This window comes from Streptomyces axinellae (assembly GCF_039532135.1).
Lineage (GTDB): Bacteria > Actinomycetota > Actinomycetes > Streptomycetales > Streptomycetaceae > Streptomyces > Streptomyces axinellae.
Genome location: NZ_BAAARJ010000004.1, coordinates 126,856 through 151,598 on the forward strand (window position 1 = coordinate 126,856; position 24,743 = coordinate 151,598).

Sequence of the window (24,743 nt, forward strand, 5' to 3'; positions counted from 1 at the left end):
CCGTCTTCACCGCTTCATAAAACTGCGAATCTTCGAGGTGCGCACCTTGGCTTTCCAGATGCCGGACCGGGGCTCAGGGGGTCCCTCCGGGCCACGGATCAGAGTGGGCCGGCCATCCCGGCGTGCGCGGACGCTGTTGATGACAGCGGGCGTGCTGGCCGTTCTGGCGATGCTCTTTGTCATGTTCGCCGGGTTCTGGACGGACTGGCTGTGGTACCGCTCGGTGGCCTACAGTTCGGTCTTCACCAAGACCCTGTGGACCAAGGTCGGTCTGTTCGCCGTGTTCGGCCTGCTGATGGCCGGGGCCGTGGGCTTCAACATCTGGCTGGCCCACCGCCTGCGTCCGCCGCTCAGCGCGATGTCGCTGGAGCAGCAGAGCCTCGACCGCTACCGCATGGGCCTCGCGCCGTACAAGAAGTGGGTGCTGCTGGGCATCACGGCTCTCGTCGGGCTGATTTCCGGCGCCTCGGCGGCCGGTCAGTGGCGCACCTGGCTGATGTGGATCAACGGTGTCCCGTTCGGTACGAAGGACCCGCAGTTCCACAAGGACATCGCCTTCTACTCCTTCGATCTGCCCTTCTACCGTTTCCTGCTGAGCTTCGGTTTCGCCGCCGCGGTGCTCTCGCTGCTGGCGGCGGCGCTGGTGCACTACCTCTACGGCGGGTTGCGGGTCACCACACCGGGCGCGCGCGCGACGGCGCAGGCCACCGGCCATCTGTCGGTCCTGCTCGGCGTCTTCGTCGCGCTGAAGGCCGTGGCCTACTGGCTGGACAGATACGGACTGGCGGTCAAGTCCGGCGACTTCAAGGCGACGGACAACTGGACGGGCCTCAAGTACGTCGATGCCAACGCTTATCTGCCGGCGAAGACGATCCTGTTCATCATCGCCATCATCTGCGCGCTGCTGTTCTTCGCCACCATCTGGCGGCGCACCTGGCAGCTTCCGGTGATCGGCTTCGGACTGATGGTCCTGTCCGCGATCCTCATCGGCGGCCTCTACCCCGCGATCGTGCAGAAGTTCCAGGTCCAGCCGAACGAGCAGGCCAAGGAAGCGCCGTACATCAAGAAGAACATCCAGGCCACCCGAGACGCGTACGACATCGACGACTCCGACGTACGCGACTACTCGGGCACGAGCAAGGCCGACAATCAGAAGCTGCGCGACGCGGCCGATACGACCGCGAGCATGCGCCTGCTGGACCCGAACGTGGTCTCCCCGACCTTCCAGCAGAAGCAGCAGGTGCGCGGGTACTACCAGTTCCCCGCCACGCTGGATGTGGACCGGTACAAGAAGGACGGCAAGGAGCAGGACACCGTCGTCGGCCTCCGGGAGATCAACACCAACGGCATCCCGGAGAAGAACTGGATCAACGAGCACTTCAAGTACACCCACGGCTACGGCATGGTCGCCGCCAAGGGCACCGCGGTCGACAAGGACGGCTCCCCGGACTTCACCGAGAAGGACCTGCCGCCCAAGGGCGACAAGGGCAAGTACGAGGGCCGTGTCTACTACGGCGAGAAGACCACGCAGTACTCCATCGTCGGCGGCCCCCAAAAGGAGCTGGACTACGCCGACGACGAGGGTGAGAAGACGTACACCTACAAGGGCAAGAGCGGCGTCAACCTCGCCAACCCGATCAACCGGGCCGCCTACGCGGTGAACTTCAACGAGCCCCAGATCCTCTACTCGGGGGCCATCGGCGAGGGCTCGCGGATCCTGTACAACCGCACGCCCAAGGAGCGCGTCGAGGCGGTCGCACCGTGGCTGACCATCGACGGTGACCCGTACCCGGCGGTGGTCGACGGGCGCATCAAGTGGATCGTCGACGCCTACACCACCTCGAACGGCTATCCGTACTCCTCGCGCACCACGCTGGGGGACACGACGGCGGACTCGCTGACGGACGGCCAGCGCGCGGTGGTGGCGCAGCAGAACCGCGTCAACTACATCCGCAACTCCGTCAAGGCGACGGTGGACGCCTACACCGGCGATGTGGACATGTACCAGTGGGACAAGAAGGACCCGGTGCTGAAGACGTGGATGAAGGCGTTCCCGGACACGGTCAAGCCCAAGAGCGCCATCAGCAGCGATCTGATGGATCATCTGCGCTACCCGCAGGACCTGTTCAAGGTGCAGCGCGACCTGCTCCAGACCTACCACGTGACCTCGCCGTCGCAGTTCTACAGCGGCAGTGAGCGTTGGCAGGTCCCGGACGACCCGACGCACAAGGGCAACGCGGTTCCGCCGTACTACCTGAGCATGAAGATGCCGGGGCAGAAGCAGCAGCGTTTCCAGCTGACGACGACCTTCAACCCGAACAAACGCGAGACCCTCGGGGCCTTCATGGCCATCGACGCGGACGCGAGAAGTGACCAGTACGGCAAGATCAGAATGCTGAGACTGCCGCCCAATACGACGGTCTCCGGTCCCTCGCAGGTGCAGAGCAAGTTCAACTCCGATCCGGAGATCGCCGAGTCGATCAACCTGCTCAAACGGGGTGACTCCGAGATCGAGTACGGCAATCTGCTGACCGTGCCACTGGAGGGCGGCCTCCTGTACGTGGAGCCGGTCTACGTCCGCGGTGCCGGTACCAACTACCCGCGGATGCGGAAGGTCCTGGTCACCTACGGCGAGCAGATCGCCTTCGAGAACAGCTTGGACAAGGCGTTGGACAAGGTCTTCGGCACCGAGGGCAGATCCAGTGGCAGTGGCGAGAGAACGGGTCCCGGCGAGGACGGGGAGAAGGAGAAGAACCCGCCCAACGCCTCGGTCAAGGGATCGCTCAAGGACGCCCAGACCGCGTACGAGGCCGGCCAGAAGGCTCTTGAGAAGGGCGACTGGCAGGAGTACGGCAAGCAGCAGAAGGCCCTGGAGGAGGCGCTGAAGGACGCGTCCGAGGCTGAAAAGGGCGGGTCCGGAAAGAACGGTTAGCCCCTGGCGGCCCCGGTTCCGGGGAGATCCCGAACGGGCGGCACAGGCGGTCGAGTTGACTGCCGGTGTCGCCCGTTCGTTGTGTCTCCGGGGCTTCGGGTTGCCTTCCGGACGCCGGGCTGCCTCCGGATTCGCGCCGGGTCTTCGGGCGGGGAAACCGTGGTGAGGGCGGCCCGGATCGTGGTGTAGGGTTGTGAACACAACGGCGCGGGGTGGAGCAGCTCGGTAGCTCGCTGGGCTCATAACCCAGAGGTCGCAGGTTCAAATCCTGTCCCCGCTACTTGAATCGAACGAGGCCCGGAGTCAACAGACTCCGGGCCTCTTCGCTTGCGCTGAGGATTCCAGGGAAGGCTGCAGCAGGGGTATCTCTTCGTCGGGAAGTCGACAAACCGCTGAAGTGACCTCACTGGCTGCGGTATACCAGGTGTACGCGGGTTGCAGGTGGTGCGACGATGGAGCTTATGGGGGACAAGGCAAGGCTGACGGACCCGGTGCGTCCTGGTCCGGGCCTGAGTGTGGAGGAATACGCCGGGGAAGCTGACAGGCCGCGAACCGCGGCAGACACCGAGACCGGTGTGTACGCCGCGACCGACGAGAAGTCGACCGCGGCCAGCGTCCTGGGCGCCCAACTGCTGCGCAGGGGAGACCTGGACGGCGCGGAGCCACATCTGCGCGCCGCTACGGCGGCGGGTGACCGCGCCGCCGCCAACAACCTCGGCGTTCTACTGCATCAGAGGGGGTACGCGGAAGAGGCCGCCGGATGGTGGCGCACCGCCGCAGTCGCCGGCTCCGCAGCCGCAGCGCACGCGCTCGGCAGGTATCACAGGGAACGCGGCGACGAGCCCGCCGCGCACTACTGGCTTCGGCAGTCCGCCGAATCCGGGCACCCGCTGGGCGCCTACGCGCTCGCCGACCTGCTCGAACACCGGGGGGAGGCGGGAGCGGAGGAGTGGTTCCGGGCCGCCGCCGAGTGCGGGCACCGGGAAGCCGCCTACCGCATCGCGCAGCTGATCGGCGCCGCTGCCGAGCGGGCAGCGGCAGGCGGGGAGAGCGGCGCCGGAAAGCGGCGCGCGGCAGAGGAAGAGGCCGAGGGCTGGTACCGCCAGGCCGCCGCGCGCGGTCACCGCAGGGCCGCTCTCCGGCTCGGAGCGATTCTGGAGCGCCGGGGCGACCTGAAGGAGGCCGGCCGCTGGTATCTGACCTCCGCGAAGGACGGGGAGGCGCGGGCCGCGTGCGCGCTCGGCTTCTTGCTGCGCGACGCGGGCGACGAGGAGAGCGCCGCCGTGTGGTGGCGCCGCGCGGCCGAGGACGGCGACGGGAACGCGGCCAACGCGCTGGGTGCCCTGCACGCGGACCGGGGCGAGCGCCAGGCCGCCGAGCGGTGGTATCGCGTGGCGCTCGAAGCGGGCTCCGACAACGGTGCCTTCAACCTCGGCCTGCTGTGCGCGGCCCAGGGCCGTACCGCACAGGCCGAGCAGTGGTACCGCCGTGCCGCCTACGCCGGGCACACGGAGGCCGCCAACGCGCTCGCCGTCCTCCTGCTCCAGCGCGGGGACGCGGAGGGCGCCGAGCCCTGGTTCTCCAAGGCGGCCGAGGCGGGCAGCGTGGACGCGGCGTTCAACCTCGGCATCCTGTACGCGGGCCGCGGCAAGGACCGTACGGCGCGCGCGTGGTACGAGCGCGCGGCGGCCTCCGGGCACACCGAGGCAGCGCTCCAGGTCGGCATCGCGCTGCTGCGCGAGGGCGAACTGCACGCCGCCGAGCGGCACCTGCGCTGCGCGGCGGGCGGCGGCAGCGTCGAGGGCGCCTTCCGCCTCGGCGCGCTGCTGGAGCGCGTCACCCGGGGCAGCGCCCGTACCGGCGAGCTGGGCTCGGCCCACCGGCTGGGGGTGGCCGACAGCGTGGGCAGACCCGAGTACGAGGAGTGGTACGAACGCGCTGCCGAGCGCGGCCACCGCAGGGCCCAGGTGCGCCTCGGTATGTGTGCGGCGGCGCGCGGCGAGGTCGTGGACGCGGCGCGCTGGTACCGCGCGGCGGCGGAGGCGGGCAGCCCGAACGGCGCGTTCAACCTCGGATTGCTGCTGGCCCGCGAGGGCAGCGAGCCCGAGGCCGTGCAGTGGTGGTCCCGTGCGGCCGAGGCCGGGCACGGTAGAGCGGCGCTGCGGCTGGCGCTGATCAGCGCGCGGGGCGGCGAGCTGTCCGAAGGGCAGTTCTGGTGTGCCCGCGCCATGGAGCTGGGACCCGTGGAGGTGGCCGAGCGTGCTGCCAAGCTCCGCGACGCACTCCGGGCCGAGCTGACGGCTTAAGAGCGCGTGCCGCGGGGCCCGTCCACGCCGTGGTCGGGCTCCGGGGCCGGCCTGTGGGCCGGTATCCGGGGCCGAGCGTATGGTGCCGAGCGCGCGCTGGGCTCCGGCCGCGGTCCGGTGTTCCCGTGAGCCAGGGCGGTCCCGGGCGATATCCCGAAGCGGGACGGCCGGGAAACCGCAGGGGGTGATGTGGTCTCCGGGGCTCGATTTGCACTGGTCGTAGGGGCGGGGTTAGAGTTGTGAACACAACGGCGCGGGGTGGAGCAGCTCGGTAGCTCGCTGGGCTCATAACCCAGAGGTCGCAGGTTCAAATCCTGTCCCCGCTACTGAAGACGAAGGCCCCGGATCCTCGGATCCGGGGCCTTCGTCATGTGCTCAGGGTTTGTGGCCCACCGCTTCCGCGTACAGCTTGCGGTCGACCAGCCGTTCCTCGGGGAGCGCTTTGCCCTCGGTCACCCCGGCGTCGCGGTACGACTTCTGGAGCCGGTCTGTTGTTCCCTTGCGTATTTCCCAGTCCATCCGGAGCGAGGGAACGGATTTGATCACTTTGGCGTCCTGTTTGAGCACCTTGGCCAGCTGGGATACGAACGGGGCGCTCTTCTTGTAGTCCCCGGCGAAGTAGGTGTTGATGGTGCGGATGTAGCCGCGCAGCAGAGCCACACCCGCGTCCACGTCGTCGCTCAGCAGACTGGGGCCGAACAGCGCCCCGCCCAGCGGCTCCCCGGCGGGCTGGCCGCCCAGGAAGGCGTAGCGCTCGTCGCCGTCCACCCTGCGCCAGACCGGGTCGAGCAGCCAGGCGGCGTCCACACCTCCGCCGGCGAAGGCGCTGAGGACATCGGAGGAGCCGAGTTGCTGGAAGGACATCGACTTCATCTCGGCACCGTGCTCCGCGATGATCTTGTCCATGGGGTACGAGATCACCGACCCCTTGCCGATCAGCGTGCCGATCCGCCTGCCGTCCAGCCGTATCGACGCGGGCTTCTCGCCCTTGGGGACCCGGGCCCACAGGCCGCTTCGGGAGGACGGGGCGGGAGAGAAGTTGCCCGCGACCCAGCGGATGTCGAAGCCGCCGTTGATGCCGTTGACGACGGCCGCCTCGGGGGCGGCCCACAGCGCGTCGATCTCGCCCTTCGCGAGCAGCGGGAGCGCCTCGGGGGTCGGCAGCACCTTCAGCTCGACGTCCAGGCCCTCCTTTTTGAACTCGCCCTTCCGGACGGCGATCTGGAGGGGAGCGACATACTCGGCCGTCAGCGTGCTGGTGGCGATGGTGAGTTCACGGGGCTTCTTGAGGCGCTGGGGTGCGGGCGCGCCCTTGCCGCAGCGGGCGGGGGAGCGGTCGGCGCCGAGCCGTGCGGGGTCGGTCCAGGACTTCTCCCCGCATCCGGCCACCGGCTCGATGGTGCGGTCTGCGGTGTTGACGGTCTTGCTCCGCTGGGCCGAGCATCCGGTCAGCGCGAGGGTGAGCGAGAGCGCCGCGGCCAGGGTTGTGGCGGCCATGGCGGGGAATGGGCCGGCGCCGGCGGACCGGGCGAGGGCTGGGGTGCGCAAGGGATCCTCCGGTGAGTGGTCAGGACTGGCCCCGGCCCCGGTCGCGGGGCGCCCAGGGGGTCAGCACGCGCCCGGCGAGCCGTACGAGCTCGGAGAAGATCACGCCCAGGACGGCGACGCAGACGATGCCCACGAACATCACGTCGTTCTGGAAGAGCGCGCGGGAGTCGAAGATCAGGTGGCCCAGGCCGTCCGGGGCTGCGATGGACTCCGAGGCGACGATCACCAGCACCGCGACGCCCGCGGCGATGCGGGCTCCGACCAGTACGGATGGCAGCGAGGCGGGCAGGAGCACGTGCCGGAACATCTGCCAGTGCCCGGCGCCGAAGACCGCTCCCGCGTCCCTGTGCCCCTCGGGCACCGCCAGCACGGCGGCCAGCGTGGAGATCCAGACGAAGAAGAAGACCGTGGCGGCCACCAGCGCGATCTGCGGGCCCTCGCCCAGTCCGAACATGTTCAAGAAGACGGGCAGCAGGGCCAGCTTCGGCACCACGTAAAGGGCGTCCATCATCGGCTCCAGCGCGGCCCGCACCAGCGGCAGCGCGCCCATCAGCAGACCGAGCAGGTAGCCGGAGACGGTGCCGATGGCGTACCCGGCGAGCACGCGCTTGAGGGTGGCCCACACATCCGGCCACAGCTCGCCCGCCACGGCGCGCTCCCAGCCGTCGGACAAGATGGCGGACGGGGCGGGGTAGACGCGCGCGTCGATCCACTCCTGGGCGGCGGCCAGCTGCCACAGCAGGACGAGGGCGGCGGGTACGGCCACGGCCAGCGACAGCTCCAGGGTGCGGCGGCGCCGGTGCGCGGACTCGGGGCGGGCCTCGTGGGGCCCGGGGCGGCGTACGAGGCGGCCCTCTTCGGGGGCGGGCGTCTCCAGGGCGCTCATGCGAGGGTCGCGCTCGAACCGGAGTATCCGGACTGGCCGGGCAGGCCGGAGCGCCCGCTGCGATGGTTCCGCCCGGCATGCTCACCGCGCCCCACCTCGCCGCGCAGCAGCTCCCACAGTTCGTCCTTGAGCAGGGTGAAGGCCGGGTCCGAGCGGACCTCGCCCGTGCGGGGACGGCTGAAGGGGGGTGTGCGTTCGGCGATGATCCGGCCGGGTCGCGCGGACATCACCAGCACGCGGTCTCCGAGGACGAGGGCCTCTTCGAGGCTGTGGGTGATGAACACGGCGGTGGTGCTGGTGGACTGGGTGAGGGCGAGGAGCTCGTCCTGGAGGATCGTGCGCAGCTGGGCGTCCAGGGCCGCGAAGGGCTCGTCCATCAGCAGGATCTCCGGTTCCACGGCGAGGGCACGGGCGATGGCCACCCGCTGGCGCATGCCGCCGGAGAGCGCGGCGGGGTACGCGTCCTCGAACTCGGCCAGACCCATGCGCCCCAGCCACTCCCGGGCGCGGGCGTCGGCCTCCTTGCGGGGCACGCGCTGGATGTCGAGGCCGAAGCGGACGTTGGCCAGGACGGTCTTCCAGTCGTAGATGCCGTAGTCCTGGAAGATCATGGCGGCGGGGTGCCGGGCGTCGGTGCGCAGTTCCAGCTCGCCCGCGGACGGGCGCAGCAGGCCGGCCGCGATACGCAGCAATGTGGACTTGCCGCATCCGGAGGGCCCGACGAGGCAGACGAACTCACCCCGGGCGACCTTCAGTTCGACCGGTCCCAGGGCGGTGAGCAGGCCAGAGCCCCGCCCGAAGGTGCGAGTGAGGCCACTGGCGCGGATTTTGGGCATGGGGGCTCCCCGTCATGGCTGGGGGGAAGTGGTGCGTCCCCGAGACGATATGACGGGCCGTCAGATACCGGCAAGGGTTGTGCGGGAACGTGAACGGCCCGCACCGTGCGGGTGCGGGCCGTGAAGCGTGCGCGGGCGCGCGTCGAGGGGTGTGCGCCGGGGCGGGGACGGCGTGGGGGCCGGTCGCGGGCGCCGGGTCGGCGGCGGGGCCGCCCGGCGCGCGAGCCTCCGGGAGTGGCGCTGCCGGGGTGGGGTCAGGAGCCGGTGCAGTTCGGGCAGGTGCCGCGGTAGGTGACGGTGGCGTCCACGATGGCGAAGCCGTAGCGCTCGGCTTCGGGGAGGGCGGCCAGCGGGTCGCCCGTGGGGTGGACGTCGCGGATCGTCCCGCAGCGGGAGCAGACCAGGTGCTGGTGGGTGTGGCGTGCGTTCGGGTCGTAGCGCTTCGCGCGGCCGTCGGTGCTCACTTCGAGCACTTCGCCGAGCGTGACCAGCTCGCTGAGCGTGTTGTAGACCGTCGCACGGGCGATCTCGGGGAGGCGGTCGGCCGCCCGCGAGTGGACCTCGTCCGCGGTGTAGTGCACATGGTCGCCGTCGAGCACCTCGGCGACGACTCGCCGCTGTGCGGTGAGCCGCCAGCCGCGCTCACGGAGTCGTTCCAGCAGGTCACTCATGCGTACAGCCTAGCAGTGCCGTGTCCACAGACAGAACCTGTACGAGTTTCGGCTTCATCTTGACTTGGACAAAGTCCAATGTAGGGTTGCGGGAAGTTGGTCGAGAACAGCTTTGAAGCACAGGAGGCGCACGTGACCGTGCAGGGCGAGACGACGGGTCCGATGACGACGGAAGCCGGTGCTCCGGTCGCGGACAACCAGAACAGCCAGACCGCCGGGGCCGGCGGCCCGGTGCTGGTGCAGGACCAGCACCTCCTGGAGAAGCTCGCGCACTTCAACCGTGAGCGGATCCCCGAGCGTGTCGTGCACGCCCGTGGCGCGGGCGCGTACGGGAAGTTCACGGTCACCGCGGATGTGACGAAGTACACCAGGGCGAAGTTCCTGTCCGAGATCGGCAAGGAGACCGAGGTCTTCCTGCGCTTCTCGACCGTGGCGGGGAACCTGGGTGCGGCCGACGCGGTGCGCGACCCCCGCGGTTTCGCGCTGAAGTTCTACACGGAAGAGGGCAACTACGACCTGGTCGGGAACAACACGCCGGTGTTCTTCGTCAAGGACGCCATCAAGTTCCCCGACTTCATCCACACCCAGAAGCGTGACCCGTACACCGGCTCGCAGGAGCCGGACAACGTGTGGGACTTCTGGGGCCTGTCGCCCGAATCGACGCACCAGGTCACCTGGCTGCACGGTGACCGCGGCATCCCCGCCTCCTACCGCCACATGGACGGCTTCGGCTCGCACACCTTCCAGTGGACGAACGAGGCCGGTGAGGTCTTCTGGGTCAAGTACCACTTCAAGACCGACCAGGGCATCAAGAACCTGACGGCCGAGGAGGCCGACGCGCTGGCCGGCAAGGACCCCGACAGCCACCAGCGCGACCTGCGCGAGTCGATCGAGCGGGGCGAGTTCCCGACCTGGACGGTATACGTGCAGGTCATGCCCGCGGCGGAGGCGGCGAACTACCGCTTCAACCCGTTCGACCTGACCAAGGTCTGGCCGCACGCGGACTACCCGAAGATCGAGATCGGCAAGCTGGAGTTGAACCGCAACCCGCGCAACATCTTCGCCGAGACCGAGCAGTCGATCTTCTCGCCCCACCACTTCGTGCCCGGCATCGGCCCCTCCCCGGACAAGATGCTCCAGGGCCGCCTCTTCGCCTACGGCGACGCACACCGCTACCGCGTCGGCATCAACGCCGACCTGCTGCCGGTGAACGAGCCGAAGGCGGCCGAGGCCCGCACCTACGGCCGGGACGGCGCTTTGTACGACGGCCGTCACGGCGGCGCGAAGAACTACGAGCCGAACAGCTTCGGCGGCCCCGCCGAGACCGGCCGTGCGAACTGGGAGCCGGTCGCCGTCAGCGGCACCACCGAGGACCACCCGGCTCCCGTGCACGCGGAGGACGACGACTTCGTCCAGGCCGGCAACCTCTACCGGCTGATGTCGGAGGACGAGAAGCAGCGGCTGATCGACAACCTCGCCGGCGGCCTCGCGGCGGTCTCCCGCGAGGAGATCGCCCAGCGGGCGATCGAGAACTTCCGCAAGGCGGACCCCGACTACGGCAAGCGGCTGGAAGCCGCGGTCCAGGCCCTTCGCGGCTGAACGAGCCGGCCGCTCGCCGTACGAGACCGGAGGGACCGGACGCCATGGGGCTCCGGTCCCTCCGGTGCGTCCGCCGGGGCCCGGCGGGGCCCCGCGGGAGCCGCCCGAGCCCTGGCGGGAGAGGCCGTCGGAAGAGGCTGGGGGAGAGGTCGGGGCGGGTCGGGGGATCGGGGGCCGGGCGGTGGGGTGCGGGTGCCCTCAGACGGTCACCTTGCCCGGCGCGTCCGGGGCGGCCCGGCTCTGGTCGTGCGACCAGTTCCGGACGATGTCACGCACCGACAAGACCCCCACCGGCTCGCGCTCGTCGAGCACGATCAAGTGGCGGAACCCGCCGCGCGTCATGGCCTCGGCCGCCGCGTCCAGGGTCCAGGTCCTGGCGGCGAAGACGACGTCGGTGGTGGTGTGGTTGTGCGCCCGCTCCTCGTCGGGGTTCTGGCCCGAGCCGAGGGAGTTGAGGATGTCGCGCTCGGTGAGGATGCCGAGCCCGCTGGTGTCGGGGTCGAGGACGACGGCCGCGCCCACGCGGCGGGCCGACATGAGCTGAGCTGCCTGGCGGAGGGTGTGCTCGGGTCCGATGGTGAGAACGAGGGTGCTCATCGCGTCGTGGACATGACCGGGCATGAGGGTGCCACCTCCGTGGTGGGGGTTCCCGCTCTTCGAGAAGCGATTCACAAGGTCACAAGCGGTCGGATTCTCATGTTCACATGCGGAAGGGCCCCTCACAAGGGGCCCCACCCGTTTGAGTGTCCTCGCGGCTGATCGCCTGCCCTCAGACCGGCTGCCGGCCTGCTGGTACAGCTCCGGGCCCAGGGGCCCGGGTGCGGGGGCCGAGCGACGGGGAAGAGCTACGACGTCAGATAGCTGAGCATCGTCTCGTGCAGCAGGCCATTGGAAGCCGCGGCGTTTCCGCTGTGCGGACCCGGGCTTCCGTCGAGGCCGGTGAAGACGCCGCCCGCCTCCTCCACGATGATCGCGCTCGCCGCCATGTCCCACAGCGACAACTCCGGCTCCGCGCACATGTCCACCGAGCCCTCGGCGACCATCATGTACGGCCAGAAGTCGCCGTAAGCACGCGTGCGCCAGCAATTCCGCGTCAGGTCCATGAAGCCCCCCAGCATGCCGCGCTCCTCCCAGCCGCTCAGCGAGGAGTACGCGAACGAGGCGTCCCCTACCTTCGCGACCTGCGAGACCCCGATGCGGGTCGCCTTCGTCAGGCTGCGGCCGGTGTAGGCGCCGCCGCCCTGCGCCGCCCACCAGCGCCGGTTGAGCGCGGGCGCCGAGACGACGCCGACCACCGGGCGGTCGCCCCCCTCGCCCAGCTCCATCAATGCGATCAGCGTCGCCCACACCGGGACGCCGCGCACATAGTTCTTGGTCCCGTCGATGGGGTCGATGACCCAGCGGCGCGGGCCGTGGCCCTCGGAGCCGAACTCCTCGCCCAGCACCGCGTCCCGCGGGCGGGTGCGCTGGAGCGAGGTGCGGATCAGCTCCTCGGCCGCCTTGTCGGCCTCGCTCACCGGCGTCATGTCGGGTTTGGTCTCGACCTTGAGATCGAGAGCCTTGAACCGCTCCATGGTCGCGGCGTCGGCGGCGTCGGCCAGCACGTGGGCGAGACGCAGATCATCGTGGTAGTCCGGCATATGCGAACAGTATCGAGCGGGGTTACCCCCGGCCACAGGGCCATGCGCGTGCGCGGTGTATTGACACCTTGTGGCGGTGCGTCAATTCTGTGCCGCACGCCGGGCTGACGGGCTTCGGGGGCGGGGAGGCGACGATGCCCACTGCACGCGAGACCTTGCTGCGAGCCGCCCATGCGGCGGTCCGGGCGCGGCCCTGGACGGGGGTGCGGATGGTCGATGTGGCCGCTGCCGCCGGGGTGTCACGGCAGACCCTCTACAACGAGTTCGGCAGCAAGGAAGGGCTCGGCGCGGCGCTTGTCAACCGGCTGGTCGAGGACTTCCTGGACGGGGCGGCGCATGCGGTGGCCGAGGCCGGGCGCGGCGGCGCCGACCCCGCGGCCTGCTGCGCGGCTGCCGCGCACTGGATGCTGCGAGCAGCCCGGGAAGAGCCGATCGTGCGTGCGGCGCTCACCGGATGCTGGGGCGCGCGGATGCCACTGCCGCCCGCTCGCGCGCTGCCGCCGGGCAGTGGACCGGGGGCCGCGGGGGAGCCCGCGCGGCTCGCGCTCCTGCTGCGCCACCGGGCGATGTCCGGGCTGGAACAGACGGGATGGCTCCAGATCGGCGGCCCGGCGAACGGTCCGGTGAAGGGTGCGGCGCACAACGGCGGCGCACGTAAGAGGGCCGCGCACAACGGCGGCGCGCACCCGGGCGCCGCGCACAACGGCGCGAAGGGCGCGGGACCGGCGGGGTCGGAGGCCGGGCAGCGGGAGCTGGAGCGGGCCTACGAGACGGGGTTACGGGTCGCTCTGTCGTACGTCGTCGCGCCGGGGGAAGAGCCGGATGAGGAGCCGTGCGGGCGGGTCGATGAGATCGTCAGGGCACTGCTGGGGAGCACCGGCCCGGGGTGACCGGCGGGCCTCAGTGGGCGCTGCCGGAGAGCTGGAGGCCGATGACGCCGAGGATGACCAGGGTGATGGAGATCAGCTTCAGCGTGGAGATCACATCGCCGAGGAAGACCATGCCGTAGATCGCGGTGCCCGCCGCGCCGATGCCCGTCCAGACCGCGTACGCGGGGCCGACGTCCAGCCGGCGCAGGGCCAGGGTAAGGAGCCCGAAGCTGCCGAGCGCGAAGGCGCAGAAGGCGACCGTCGGCCAGAGCCGGGTAAAGCCGTGGGAGAGCTTCAGGCATACCGCGAAGCCCGTCTCCAGCAGCCCCGCGACGATGACCAGCAGCCACGCCATTGCTCAGCCTCCCGTTACTCCCTTTGGGGTCAAGCGCAGGCAAACAGTATGCAGGGGCAGGGGTGTGGAAGCGATCAATCCTCTTCGCGGCTTTCGCGCGTCTCCAACAGGCGGCGCAGCGACTGGAGACGGGCGGGATCCGCGTGCCCTTCGGCGACCCACTGGTCCAGCGCGCAGTCCGGCTCGTTGTGGCCACACCCGCGAGGACATCCTTCGGCGCCCTCGGCCAGGTCCGGGAACGCCTGGATGACGCGCGCGGGCTGAACGTGGTTCAGGCCGAAGGAACGCACGCCCGGAGTGTCGATGACCCAGCCGTTCGCACCGGAGGCGGAGGGCGGCAGGGGCAGGGCGAGCGCCGAGGTGGTGGTGTGCCGCCCGCGCCCCGTCACGGCGTTGACGATGCCCACGGCGCGCTGCCGCTCCGGCACCAGCGCGTTGACCAGTGTCGTCTTGCCGACCCCGCTGTGCCCCACGCACACGGTGACCTGACCGCGCATCAGTTCGCGCACGGCGTCTGTGCCGGGACCGGCGGCCAGCTCCTCCCTGCTGGTGACCACATAGCGCAGGCCCAGCGGCGCGTAGACATCCAGCAGCGGGGCGGCCGGGGCCAGATCGGACTTGGTGAGCACGAGCAGGGGTTCGAGGCCCGCGTCGAAGGCGGCGACCAGACAGCGGTCGATCATCCGGGGGCGCGGCTCGGGGTCGGCCAGGGCCGTGACGATGGCGAGCTGGTCGGCGTTGGCGACGATGATGCGCTCGTAAGGGTCGTTGTCGTCGGCTGTTCTGCGCAGTACCGAGGTGCGCTCCTCGACGCGCACGATGCGCGCGAGCGTGTCCCGGGCGCCGGTCAGATCGCCGACCACCGCGACCCTGTCGCCCACGACCACGCCCTTGCGGCCCAGCTCCCGGGCCTTCATCGCGGTGACCGTTCGGTCCTCCACCAGGACCGTCAGCCGGCCCCGGTCCACGGTCAGGACGAGGCCCTCGGCGGCGTCCTCGTGCTTGGGGCGGGTGTGGGTGCGCGGGCGGGTGCCGCGGCGGGAGGGGCGGACGCGGATGTCGTCCTCGTCGGTGTGCTTGCCGTAGCGGCGCATCGTCCGAGCCCTCTCAGGCTCTCTCTCCGACGGGGGAGCCGAGCATGCCCTCCCACAGCTGCGGGAAGTCGGGCAGTGTCTTGCCCGTCGTCGCGATGTTCTCCACCTCGACGCCTTCGACGGCCAGGCCCAGCAGGGCGCCCGCGGTGGCCAGCCGGTGGTCGTCATAGGTGTGGAAGACCCCGCCGTGCAGCGGCCGGGGGCGGATGCGCAGGCCGTCCTCGGTCTCGGTGACGTCGCCGCCCAGCCCGTTGATCTCCTTGACGAGCGCCGCCAGCCGGTCGGTCTCGTGCAGCCGCAGATGGGCGACGCCCCGCAGCACCGATTCGCTGTCCGCGAGTGCGGCCACGGCGGCGATGCCCGGGGTCAGCTCGCCGACGTCGCCGAGATCGACGTCGATGCCGGTGAGCCGGCCGCCGCCGGTGAAGGTGAGGCCCCGCTCGTCCAGTTCGCAGGAGCCGCCCATGGCCGTGAAGATCTCGCGCAGCGCGTCACCCGGCTGGGTGGTGTGCTCGGGCCAGTCGGGAATGGTGACCCGGCCGCCGGTGATCAGCGCGGCGGCGAGGAAGGGCTGGGCATTGGACAGGTCGGGCTCCACCGTCAGGTCCCGGCCCAGCAGGGCGCCCGGGGTGACCCGCCAGACGTTCGGCTCGCCGCCGTCCTCGGGCGCGTCCACCTGCGCGCCGGCGGCCCGCAGCATCTCGACCGTCATCCGGATGTGCGGCATCGACGGCAGGCTGTGCCCGGTGTGCCGGACCTCGACGCCGTGGTGGAAGCGCGGCCCCGACAGCAGCAGCGCGCTGACGAACTGGCTGGAGGAGGAGGCGTCGATCTCCACGGCGCCGCCGGTCAGCGAGCCGGTGCCGTGCACCGTCATCGGGAGCGCGCCGCGCCCTTCGTCCTCGACCCGGGCGCCGAGCGCGCGCAGCGCGCCGATGACGCCGTGCAGGGGGCGCTCGTAGGAGCGCGGGTCGCCGTCGAAGCGGACGGGACCGTCGGCCAGCGCGGCGACGGGCGGCAGGAAGCGCATGACGGTGCCCGCGTTGCCCACGTCCACGGTGGCCGGGCCGCGCAGCGAGGCCGGGATGACGCGCCACGCCTCACCGGTGGCGCGCTCGCCCTCGGCCTCGGTGGTGGAGGAGGCCGAGCAGAGCGTCTCCTCGATCTGGACGCCCATCGTGCGCAGGGCCTCCGCCATCAGCAGGGTGTCGCGGGAGCGCAGCGGACGGCGCAGCCAGCCGGGCTCCGAGGAGAGCGTCGCCAGCACCAGACCCCGGTTGGTGACCGACTTCGACCCCGGCACGGTGACGGTCGCGTCCACCGGGCCCGGGGCGGTGGGGGCGGGCCAGAGGAGGGATTCTGGGGGACTGGGGAGCTGGTCGGTCATGGTGGCCACTTTAATGGTTGGGGTGGGGGCCGAATCCCGGTCAGATGCGCGGGAAAACCAGGGGCCTCTGGTCAGAGTCCGAGCAGCCAGCGGCCCCCGCCTATGAGGGACAGCAGTGCGACGGCGTGGAAGAGCAGGAGCCACATGGCGGCCGGAGCGTGGGTCAGCCGTGCGAGCTGGTCGGCGTCCGAGTCCGGGGCCCCGCCGCGCCGCCGCTTGGCCTGTAGCTCGAAGACGGGGCGCAGGCCGCCCAGCAGCAGGAACCACACCACGAGATAGGCGAAGGCCGCCTGCACCTGGTAATCGGTCATCCAGGAGACCAGCACGAAGGCAGCGCCCGCTATGAGGACCGTCAGCACGCCGTAGGCGTTGCGGATCATCACGAGCATGGCGATCAGCAGTGCTGTCGCCACCCACAGGAGGGCCGTGATGTGGTTGGCGGCGAGCAGCCAGGCGCCGCCCAGGCCCAGCAGCGGGGGAGCGGTGTATCCGGCGGTGGCGGTGAGGATCATGCCGATTCCGGTCGGCTTCCCGCGCGAAACGGTCAGTCCCGACGTATCCGAATGCAGCCTGATGCCGTCCAGGCGCCGTCCGGATACCAGGGCTATGAGCCCGTGCCCGCCCTCGTGAGCGATCGTGACCGCGTTCCGGGAGATCCGCCACACGCCGTGCGGCAGCACCGCGAGCAGCGCGACGAGGCCCGTGACGATCACCAGCCACTGGCCGGGATCCGGCTGGCTGCCGACGACGCGGTCCCAGACATTCGTGATGCTCGCGTTGTCCATGTCTCCTCTTGGTCTTTCTCTTCCTCGCGTGCCTTGCCGGGGGCCGTGCCTTCCCGGTCAACGCGCGGCGCCCGCCCCGAGTGCCGTGGCAGTCTTGCAGCATGTGCGGACGGTATGCAGCGAGCCGGGGGGCCGAGGACCTCGTCGGGCTCTTCGGGATAGAGACATGGGACCCGGCCGAGACCCTGGCACCCGACTGGAACGTCGCGCCGACCAAACAGGTCCACGCGGTCCTGGAACGGCCCCTCAAGGGCAGCGACGACCCCCGCCCCGTCCGGCAGCTGCGGGTGCTCAAGTGGGGGCTGGTGCCCGGCTGGGCCAAGTCGCCGGACATGGGCGTCAAGATGATCAATGCCCGGGCCGAGACCGTCCACGAGAAGCCCGCCTACCGCCGTCCCTTCACCGCCCGCCGCTGCCTGCTCCCGGCCGACGGCTACTACGAGTGGGTCACCGCTCAGGGCGAGCTGAAGCTGGAGCAGGAGGGCCGCAAGAAGCGCTCCCGTAAGCAGCCCTACTTCGTCGCACCGGATGAAGGGGCGGGGGCGGGTCCCGTCATGGCGATGGCCGGGCTGTATGAGTTCTGGCGGGACAAGACACTGCCCGACGACCATCCGCAGGCGTGGTGGGCGACGTGCACCGTGGTCACCACGGAGGCCGAGACGGCCCCGCTGGCCAACGCGGGGGAGGCCGGTGAGAGCGCTCCGCGCTCCCTGGCCGACATCCACCCGCGGATGCCGCTGATGCTGCCGCCGGACCGCTGGGACGCCTGGCTGGATCCGGCCCGCACCGACAGCGGCAGCCTCCGGGAACTGCTGGCCCCGCCGCCGGAGGGCCTGATGCGTGCCCATCCGGTCTCCACCGACGTCAGCAATGTGCGCAACAACGGGCCCGAGCTGCTGAAGGAACTGCCCGCGCCGGAGGAGGAAACCCTCTTCTGAGGGCCGGCCGCCGAGGGCCACGCACCGCGGCCCGCCGCGCTTTTGGCCCGGCATCCGGTCGGCAGGTGGCCCGGCATCCGGTCGGCAGGATGCAGGATGCGGCTATGAACGCGCAGACAGGCGGAACGGCGGACGTGGTGGACACCCCCGCGGGGGAGGCCCGGATCACCTGGCACCACGCGAAGAAGGCACACACCGTCCTGGCCCTCGGCCACGGCGCCGGCGGTGGTATCGAGGCCCGCGACCTGCGGGCCCTCGCGGCGGCGCTGCCCCGGGAAGGCGTGAGCGTGGCGCTGGTGGAGCAGCCCTGGCGGGTGGCGGGCAAGAAGCTCGCCCCCGCGCCCAGGACCCTGGACGCGGCCTGGAGAGCGCTGTGGCCCGCGCTGGCACGCCCCGGGTTGCCCGTCGTGGCGGGCGGGCGCAGCGCCGGGGCCCGGGTGGCGTGCCGGACGGCCCGGGAACTGGGCGCGCACGCGGTGCTCGCGCTGTCCTTTCCGCTGCACCCTCCGGGCAAGCCGGAGAAATCCCGCGCCGACGAGCTGAGCGGGGTGGGGCTTCCGGTGCTCGTGGTGCAGGGCGGGCGTGACCCCTTCGGGCGCCCCGAAGAGTTCCCCGACGGCACGCGGCTGGTGGAGGTGGCGTACGCCGACCACGGCTTCGCGCTGCCGAAGTCGGCCGAGCTGACCGAGTACGAGGCGATGGGCGTGCTCACCGGATCCGTCTCCCGATGGCTGGCCCGGGACGGAAACCTCTTCCGGAAGGGGGCCGCCGGCCGGGAATGAGACGGCGGGGCGCACGGTTGCACGGGGTGTCGGTACGCCGGTACAGCAGCACGAGCAAAGACGAGGAAAGGGAGCAGCCCCCATGGGTTCTGTCGCTTGCCCCCAGCGCCCGCGGGCCGCTGACCTGGACTGGGCCACCATGGCACTGTCCAGGGGTACAAGCTTTCGAGCGGCGGACGGTGCGGATCGTCGTCTATTCTCCGATTCGAGCGGGTCCACTTTCGGATTCGTCACGACGTTGGAGGAGGTGGGTCCGGTCACCGGGACCGAAGGCGGCTCAAGTGCCGAGCAGGAGACACAGGCGTCGGAGACCGTGGAGGAGCGCAGCGCGCGCTTCGAGCGGGACGCCCTGACCTTTCTCGACCAGATGTATTCCGCCGCGCTGCGCATGACACGCAACCCGGCCGATGCCGAGGACCTGGTGCAGGAGACCTACGCGAAGGCGTACGCGTCCTTCCACCAGTTCCGCGAGGGCACCAACCTCAAGGCGTGGCTGTACCGCATCCTCACCAACACCTTCATCAACTCCTACCGCAAGAAGCAGCGCGAGCCCCAGCGCAGCGCGGCGGAGGAGATCGAGGACTGGCAGCTGGCGCGCGCCGAGTCGCACATGTCGACCGGGCTGCGCTCCGCCGAGGCCCAGGCGCTGGATCATCTGCCCGACTCCGATGTGAAGCAGGCACTCCAGGCGATCCCCGAGGAATTCCGCATCGCCGTCTACCTCGCCGATGTCGAGGGCTTTGCATACAAGGAGATCGCCGACATCATGGGGACGCCCATCGGCACGGTGATGTCGCGGCTGCACCGTGGACGGCGCCAGCTTCGCGAAATGCTGGAGGGCTACGCGCAAGAGCGCGGTCTCGTCCCGGCCGGTGCCGTGGCGGACGGGCCGCAAGACCGGAAAGGCTCGGGCTCATGAGTTGCGGAGAGCCGCACGAGACGGACTGCGCCGAGGTCCTGGACCACCTCTACGAGTATCTCGACCGGGAGATGCCCGACAGCGACTGCGAGAAGTACAAGGAACACTTCGACGAGTGCTCCCCCTGCTTCGAGAAGTACGGTCTGGAGCGCGAGGTCAAGAAGCTCGTCAAGCGCTGCTGCGGGCAGGACGACGTGCCGACCGACCTGCGGGCGAAGGTGATGAGCCGCATCGAGGTGATCCGCCAGGGCCAGTCCTCCCCCCAGGAGGGCTCGGACGCCCGCCAGGAGGGTTCGGAGGCCCGCCAGGACGCCTCCGTCTCCGCTCCGGCCGACGCTGATGTTTCCGGCGCCGCACCGGCCGGGGAGAGCGGTACGTCACCCACCGCGGGCAAGAACCCCGCCTGATCCGGGCGGGCATCGAGCCCCGCCCGACCCGGGCGGGCAGGCGTTCCGCCCCACGCGGTCCGCCAAGAACCCCGCCCGGCACGGCAGTTCACATCCGGCGCATTGGTGCGACCGTTTCCGGCCCGCCTCACTCCTTCGTGTGGCACTTCCTGCACGTAAGGGGGAACGTTCCGCCGCCGTGCCACCTGAAGTTCGTGCCGCCATATCCTCCCCGTCCTGTGCGAGATGGGGAGGAGGCTCAGGATGCGTGCTCGGGGAGCGGAACTGCCGACAGCGGCGCGTACGACCGTCGTCGGTGCCGCGCTCGCCGCCGCGCTGTGCGCCGTACCGGCCCTGGAGGGGCACAAGGAGACGGCGTGGACGGTGGTGCTGCCGCTGGCCGCGCTCTACACCCTGTGCGAATACGCCCCGCGCTGCCCTTTGATGGGCCACCGGATGCCCGGCGGCGCCGGCGGGCTGCGGCCCGTCTTCTTCCCCGTTCTGCTGGCCGCCGTCTGTCTGCTGCCGCCTTCCGCCGCCGCGCTCACCGCGCTGCCGGGGGCGCTGGCCGCCCGGGTGGAGCCCCGGCACGCCGCCGCCCGCCGGGTGTGGCACGGCGCCCGGCTCGTCCTCGGCCTGCACGCGGCGGGACAGGTGTACCGGCTGCTGGGCGGCTCCCCGACGCACGCGCTCTTCCCGCTCGCCCTGGTGCCCGCCGTGGCCGCGGCGCTCGCGCTGTGCGCCGTCCTGGGCACCCTGGACGGCTGGATCCTCGTGGCCGCCGAGCGCTGTTCCCCGCGTACCGCCTGGTGCGGGCAGTTCGCGCGGCGCGCCGGGCCGCATCTGGTGCACGGGCTGGCCGGGCTGATGATGGCGGTGCTGTGGCGCAGCGCCTACGGGCCCGTCGCGGCGCTGTTCCCACTGTTGCCGATGTGCATCTGCTCCTGGGTCTTCGCGCAGTACCACCGCGAACGCGCCGCGCACCGGGCCACCATCCGGGCGCTGCTGCACGCCGTGGACATCAAGGACCGCTACACGCGCGGCCACGGCGAGCGCGTCGGCCGGGCCTCGGTACTCATGGCGCGCGAACTGGGCATGGACGAGGAGCGCACCGAGACCCTGCGGTTCGCCGGCATCCTGCACGACATCGGCAAACTCGGCGTCCCCACCCGCCTGTTGCGCAAGGACGGGCCCCTCACCCCGCACGAGCGCCGCACCATCGAACTGCACCCCGAGTACGGCCACGAGATCGTGCGGGGCATCGGATTCCTGGGCGAGGCGCGGGCGGCGATCCTGCACCACCACGAGCGCGTGGACGGCAGCGGATACCCCTACGGGCTGGCCGGGGAGCAGATTCCCGAGGCGGCACGGATCGTGGCCGTCGCCGACGCCTTCGACGCGATGACCTCCACCCGCAGCTACCGCCGGGGCAGGCCCGTCGGCGCCGCTCTGGAGGAGCTGGAGCGGTGTGCGGGCAGCCAGTTCGACCCCCGGATGGTCGCGGCCCTCATGCGGGCGCTGCGGCGGCACGGGTGGCCCGCCGCCGTCACCGCCGACCTGCCGGGCCTGCCCGCGCCGCACAACGCGCCCCTGGAAGCGGCCGGTCCGTGGGTGCCGAGCGGAAGCGTTTCCGCCGTATGACCCGCCTGGTCGCCGCGGTGTACGCGGCAGCCGCGGTGCTCGCGGCCACCGCGCTGTGCGCCACCTTGTGGAAGGGGCTGACCGAACCCGGTATCGCGCTGGCCTTCGGACTGGTGATCGCCGTCGGGGAGTTGGCGCGCGTCCGGCTGCCGGCCGCCGACGGGGGCAGCCGCAGCGCGGGCCCGCTGGCAGGGGCCGGAGCGCTCGGGTACGCCATGCTCGGGGAGGCCGGCGGGACGCCCACCGGGCAGGGGCCGCTCCAGGTGATCGCGGTGGCCGTCGTCGCCTCCCTGGTGGGGTTGGTTCCGCATGTCGCGCTGGGCAGGGCACCCGGGCCGGACATCGTGGCCCGCACGGTGCTCGGCGCGGGCTTCGCCGCCTTCTGCTTCCAACCGCTGCGAGGCGGCGGCGCCTTGGGAGACGGCCTCGGTCCCGGTCCGCTGTACGCGCTGTGCCTGCTGGCCATCACCTTGCTGACCGGATGCTTCGACGCTTTCCTCGGCGCCGCCGCCGCTGCCGGGCGCAGCGGCTGGCCGCTGTGGCCGCTGCTGCGCGAGGAGTTGCGCATCCGCCTGGGCGTCGTCCCCGCCATCGCGGCGACCGGATGCGTGCTCGCACTGGCCGTCGCCGTCACCGGACTCTGGGCGCTGCCGGTCTTCTGCGTACCGCTGCTGCTCACCCAGTTCTCCTTCCGCCGCTACACCTCCGTACGGGCGACCTACCGGCAGACCATCAGCTCCCTCGCGCGCGCCACCGAGGTGGCCGGATACACCCCGCACGGGCACGCGCGGGCCGTTGCCGACCTCAGCCGGGCCGTGGGGCGTGAGCTGGGCCTGACGGAGCCGGAACTCACTGTGCTGGAGTACGCCGCCTTGATGCACGACATCGGCCAGCTCTCCCTCGTCGATCCCGTACCCGGCGGGGCCACCGCGGGGCTGGATCCCGCCGAACAGCGCCGTATCGCCCTGCTGGGCGGCGCCGTGGTCCGCCAGACCGGAGGGCACGGGCAGGTGGCCACCGTGGTGGAGTGCCAGGCGGATCCCTACCGGGAGCAACCGGTCACCGCCCGTGTCGTCCGTACCGTCAACGCGTATGAGGACCTCACGGCGGGCGGCGGTCACACGGGTCCCGGGGCGCGGGAGCGGGCCCTGGAGCAACTGCGCCTGGCCACCGCGTGTGACCACGAACCACGCGTGGTGGAGGCGTTGTCACGCATCGTGTCGCGGAGCGCCGAGGCGTGAGCGGGGGTGCGCGCACGCATGACGCACGGGTAATGAGCGGGCACCCGAGCGGGCATGGTTGGATGCGAAGGGGGAACCGCGAAAGGCGTGACCGAGCGCCCCGGCGCCCAGCGCGCAGGACCTCAGCGACAGGCGGTAAGTCAGCGGGAAGCCAGCGGAAACGGCGGATTCGGCGGGAACACAGTGAGGATCTTCGGCAAGGTGAGGCACCGTCCCTCCGCCTCTTGGCGGCAGGCGACGGATCGTGCCTTCACGCTTATCGGCGACGGGCGTTACGAGGACGCGGGCGCTTTGCTCACCCGCGCCGCCGACTTGGAGCCATGGCTCTCGGAGTCGTGGTTCAACCTCGCGCTGCTGCACAAGTTCCGGCACGACTGGGAGCAGGCGCGGGCGGCGGGGCTGCGCGCGGTGGCCCTGCTGGACCGGGAGGCCGGGGCGCCCGACTGGTGGAACGTGGGCATCGCGGCCACCGCCCTCCAGGACTGGCCGCTGGCGCGGCGGGCCTGGCAGGCTTACGGGCTGCGGGTGCCGGGCCAGGCGCAGACGGCGGCAGCGGCGGACGAGCCCAGCGGAATGCAGCTGGGCAGCGCCGCCGTACGGCTCTCGCCCGAGGGCGAGGCGGAGGTCGTATGGGGGCGGCGCATCGACCCGGCGCGGATGGAGATCCAGAGCATCCCGCTGCCCTCTTCGGGCCGGCGCTGGGGCGAGGTGGTGCTGCACGACGGCGTCCCGCACGGCGAGCGCACCACCTCGGCCGGGCCCTCCTACCCGGTCTTCGACGAGATCGAGCTGTGGGCGCCCTCTCCGGTGCCCACCTGGGTGGTGCTCCTGGAGGCGGCGACGGAGAGCGACAGGGACGCGCTGGAGCGCCTCGCGGCCGACGCCGGCTTCGCCGCCGAGGACTGGTCCTCGTCCGTGCGGCTGCTGTGCAGGGCCTGCTCGGAGAGCGCCATGCCGGCTGATGAGGGCGACGGCAGCGTCCACCTGGATCCGCACGACCACAGCTCGCCCGGCCACCCGGGCCCGCTGGGCCATATGACGCAGGGCGGGCCCGGGGAGCTGTGGGTGCCCGAGCGCGAGTGCGGGCTGGCCGCGCCGTCCGGGCTGGTGCGGGGGCTGCTGGACGGCTGGGTCGCGGACAGCCCGGACACCCGTGAATGGCGGGATCTGGAGGAGGTCTGCTGAGCGCGCCCGCGCGGCCCCGTACCCTGTAGGGCGACGAGTCAGCAGACAGTCGGCAGACCGGGTCGCAGGAAGGCTTACGACGGCATGGCGCAGCAGCAGGAATCCAAGGCCGGGCCGGCCCGTGCGGAGGAGTTCGTCGATGACACGACGGACGCCGCCGCACGTGAGGAGGCACACACCGGGCGCGGGACGGCCCGCCCCCTCACGGTCGTCGGCAATCCGGTGCTGCACCGGGAGTGCCGAGAGGTGACGGAGTTCGACGACGCGCTGGCCACGCTGATCGACGACATGTTCGCCAGCCAGCGTGCGGCGGAGGGCGTCGGCCTGGCCGCCAACCAGATCGGGGTGGACCTGAAGGTCTTCGTCTACGACTGCGCCGACGACGAGGGCGTACGGCACGTCGGTGTCGTCTGCAACCCCGTGCTCGACCAACTCCCCGCCGAGGAGCGGGTGCTGGACGACGGCAGCGAGGGCTGCCTGTCGGTGCCGGGCGCCTACCACCCCCTGGCCCGCCCCGACTACGCCGTGGTGCGCGGGCAGGACGCGCAGGGCAAGCCGATCGTCGTCCAGGGCACCGGATACTTCGCGCGCTGCCTCCAGCACGAGACCGACCACCTGTACGGGTACCTCTACACCGACCGGCTCTCCAAGCGGGAGCGCAAGGACGTCTTCCAGCAGATGGCCGAGAACACGCCGCGCTACGAGACGGTCCCGAACGACCAGCCGTAACGGCCGGCCGTACG

The 24,743-nt window shown here is 71.2% G+C and carries 22 protein-coding genes and 2 tRNA genes; 14 read left to right on the forward strand and 10 right to left on the reverse strand.

The genetic code is table 11. The annotated features are described in order from the left end of the window. Window positions 1–58: 58 nt before the first annotated feature. The 4 genes from ABD339_RS07040 (at window position 59) to ABD339_RS07055 (ending at window position 5,564) form a co-directional block, all read left to right on the forward strand. Window positions 59–2,932 (forward strand): UPF0182 family membrane protein, encoded by a 2,874-nt coding sequence (locus tag ABD339_RS07040; RefSeq protein ID WP_344563782.1) that lies wholly within the window; start codon window positions 59–61, stop codon window positions 2,930–2,932. A gap of 206 nt (window positions 2,933–3,138) precedes the next feature. Continuing rightward, window positions 3,139–3,212: transfer RNA gene (locus tag ABD339_RS07045), tRNA-Met, on the forward strand. A 181-nt stretch (window positions 3,213–3,393) separates the two neighbouring features. Further along, window positions 3,394–5,238 (forward strand): tetratricopeptide repeat protein, encoded by a 1,845-nt coding sequence (locus ABD339_RS07050; protein ID WP_425575913.1) that lies wholly within the window; start codon window positions 3,394–3,396, stop codon window positions 5,236–5,238. Window positions 5,239–5,490: 252 nt separating this feature from the next. Further along, window positions 5,491–5,564, forward strand: a tRNA-Met gene (locus tag ABD339_RS07055). Between the two features lie 49 nt (window positions 5,565–5,613). On the opposite strand, the gene ABD339_RS07060 is transcribed toward ABD339_RS07055, so the two are convergent. From ABD339_RS07060 to ABD339_RS07075, 4 genes are all read right to left on the reverse strand, one after another. Next, entirely contained in the window at window positions 5,614–6,735 is a 1,122-nt protein-coding gene (locus ABD339_RS07060) for an ABC transporter substrate-binding protein (protein ID WP_344563315.1), read from the reverse strand. Window positions 6,736–6,805: 70 nt separating this feature from the next. Next, window positions 6,806–7,663, reverse strand: a complete 858-nt coding sequence (locus ABD339_RS07065; RefSeq protein WP_425575930.1) for an ABC transporter permease — start codon at window positions 7,661–7,663, stop codon at window positions 6,806–6,808. Window positions 7,664–7,668: 5 nt separating this feature from the next. Next, window positions 7,669–8,508, reverse strand: a complete 840-nt coding sequence (locus tag ABD339_RS07070) for an ABC transporter ATP-binding protein (RefSeq protein WP_344563319.1) — start codon at window positions 8,506–8,508, stop codon at window positions 7,669–7,671. 254 nt (window positions 8,509–8,762) lie between these two features. After that, window positions 8,763–9,179, reverse strand: coding sequence for a Fur family transcriptional regulator (locus ABD339_RS07075; RefSeq protein WP_344563321.1), 417 nt, complete (start codon window positions 9,177–9,179; stop codon window positions 8,763–8,765). Window positions 9,180–9,341: 162 nt separating this feature from the next. Here ABD339_RS07075 and ABD339_RS07080 point away from each other — a divergent pair, with 162 nt between their 5' ends. After that, window positions 9,342–10,778, forward strand: a complete 1,437-nt coding sequence (locus ABD339_RS07080) for a catalase (RefSeq protein ID WP_344563783.1) — start codon at window positions 9,342–9,344, stop codon at window positions 10,776–10,778. Window positions 10,779–10,976: 198 nt separating this feature from the next. On the opposite strand, the gene ABD339_RS07085 is transcribed toward ABD339_RS07080, so the two are convergent. Then, on the reverse strand, window positions 10,977–11,399 hold the full coding sequence (locus ABD339_RS07085) for a CBS domain-containing protein (RefSeq protein ID WP_344563323.1): 423 nt from the start codon (window positions 11,397–11,399) through the stop codon (window positions 10,977–10,979). Between the two features lie 224 nt (window positions 11,400–11,623). Then, a complete protein-coding gene (gene hisN / locus ABD339_RS07090; protein WP_344563325.1) occupies window positions 11,624–12,418 on the reverse strand; it encodes a histidinol-phosphatase in 795 nt (264 codons plus the stop codon). A 134-nt stretch (window positions 12,419–12,552) separates the two neighbouring features. Between hisN and ABD339_RS07095 the strand changes: the two genes are divergently transcribed. Then, window positions 12,553–13,308: a TetR/AcrR family transcriptional regulator gene (locus ABD339_RS07095; RefSeq protein ID WP_344563327.1), complete on the forward strand. Its 756-nt coding sequence runs from the start codon at window positions 12,553–12,555 to the stop codon at window positions 13,306–13,308. A 10-nt stretch (window positions 13,309–13,318) separates the two neighbouring features. On the opposite strand, the gene ABD339_RS07100 is transcribed toward ABD339_RS07095, so the two are convergent. The 4 genes from ABD339_RS07100 to ABD339_RS07115 form a co-directional block, all read right to left on the reverse strand. Beyond that, on the reverse strand, window positions 13,319–13,642 hold the full coding sequence (locus tag ABD339_RS07100) for a DMT family transporter (protein ID WP_344563329.1): 324 nt from the start codon (window positions 13,640–13,642) through the stop codon (window positions 13,319–13,321). Window positions 13,643–13,716: 74 nt separating this feature from the next. Next, window positions 13,717–14,736: a ribosome small subunit-dependent GTPase A gene (gene rsgA / locus ABD339_RS07105; RefSeq protein WP_344563331.1), complete on the reverse strand. Its 1,020-nt coding sequence runs from the start codon at window positions 14,734–14,736 to the stop codon at window positions 13,717–13,719. Between the two features lie 13 nt (window positions 14,737–14,749). After that, window positions 14,750–16,123, reverse strand: coding sequence for a 3-phosphoshikimate 1-carboxyvinyltransferase (aroA, locus tag ABD339_RS07110; RefSeq protein WP_344563333.1), 1,374 nt, complete (start codon window positions 16,121–16,123; stop codon window positions 14,750–14,752). A gap of 71 nt (window positions 16,124–16,194) precedes the next feature. After that, on the reverse strand, window positions 16,195–16,908 hold the full coding sequence (locus ABD339_RS07115; protein WP_344563335.1) for a M50 family metallopeptidase: 714 nt from the start codon (window positions 16,906–16,908) through the stop codon (window positions 16,195–16,197). 101 nt (window positions 16,909–17,009) lie between these two features. Here ABD339_RS07115 and ABD339_RS07120 point away from each other — a divergent pair, with 101 nt between their 5' ends. The 8 genes from ABD339_RS07120 (at window position 17,010) to def (ending at window position 24,729) form a co-directional block, all read left to right on the forward strand. Continuing rightward, the gene (locus ABD339_RS07120) at window positions 17,010–17,846 is read left to right on the forward strand and encodes an SOS response-associated peptidase (RefSeq protein WP_344563337.1); all 837 of its coding nucleotides are present in this window, start codon (window positions 17,010–17,012) and stop codon (window positions 17,844–17,846) included. 104 nt (window positions 17,847–17,950) lie between these two features. Next, a complete protein-coding gene (locus tag ABD339_RS07125) occupies window positions 17,951–18,628 on the forward strand; it encodes an alpha/beta hydrolase family protein (RefSeq protein WP_344563339.1) in 678 nt (225 codons plus the stop codon). A 247-nt stretch (window positions 18,629–18,875) separates the two neighbouring features. Then, window positions 18,876–19,547 carry a sigma-70 family RNA polymerase sigma factor gene (locus ABD339_RS07130; protein ID WP_405805488.1) on the forward strand — a complete coding sequence of 224 codons (672 nt, stop codon included), beginning with the start codon at window positions 18,876–18,878 and terminating at the stop codon, window positions 19,545–19,547. Continuing rightward, on the forward strand, window positions 19,544–19,954 hold the full coding sequence (gene rsrA, locus ABD339_RS07135) for a mycothiol system anti-sigma-R factor (RefSeq protein WP_344563343.1): 411 nt from the start codon (window positions 19,544–19,546) through the stop codon (window positions 19,952–19,954). Before ABD339_RS07130 ends, rsrA begins: the two co-directional genes overlap by 4 nt. Before the next feature lie 243 nt (window positions 19,955–20,197). Continuing rightward, window positions 20,198–21,574: an HD-GYP domain-containing protein gene (locus ABD339_RS07140; protein ID WP_344563345.1), complete on the forward strand. Its 1,377-nt coding sequence runs from the start codon at window positions 20,198–20,200 to the stop codon at window positions 21,572–21,574. Continuing rightward, window positions 21,571–22,815: an HD-GYP domain-containing protein gene (locus ABD339_RS07145; RefSeq protein ID WP_344563347.1), complete on the forward strand. Its 1,245-nt coding sequence runs from the start codon at window positions 21,571–21,573 to the stop codon at window positions 22,813–22,815. The genes ABD339_RS07140 and ABD339_RS07145 overlap by 4 nt, the downstream gene beginning before the upstream one ends. A 183-nt stretch (window positions 22,816–22,998) precedes the next feature. After that, a complete protein-coding gene (locus tag ABD339_RS07150; protein ID WP_344563349.1) occupies window positions 22,999–24,000 on the forward strand; it encodes a tetratricopeptide repeat protein in 1,002 nt (333 codons plus the stop codon). An 84-nt stretch (window positions 24,001–24,084) separates the two neighbouring features. Continuing rightward, window positions 24,085–24,729 (forward strand): peptide deformylase, encoded by a 645-nt coding sequence (gene def, locus ABD339_RS07155; protein ID WP_344563351.1) that lies wholly within the window; start codon window positions 24,085–24,087, stop codon window positions 24,727–24,729. Window positions 24,730–24,743 lie beyond the last annotated feature (14 nt).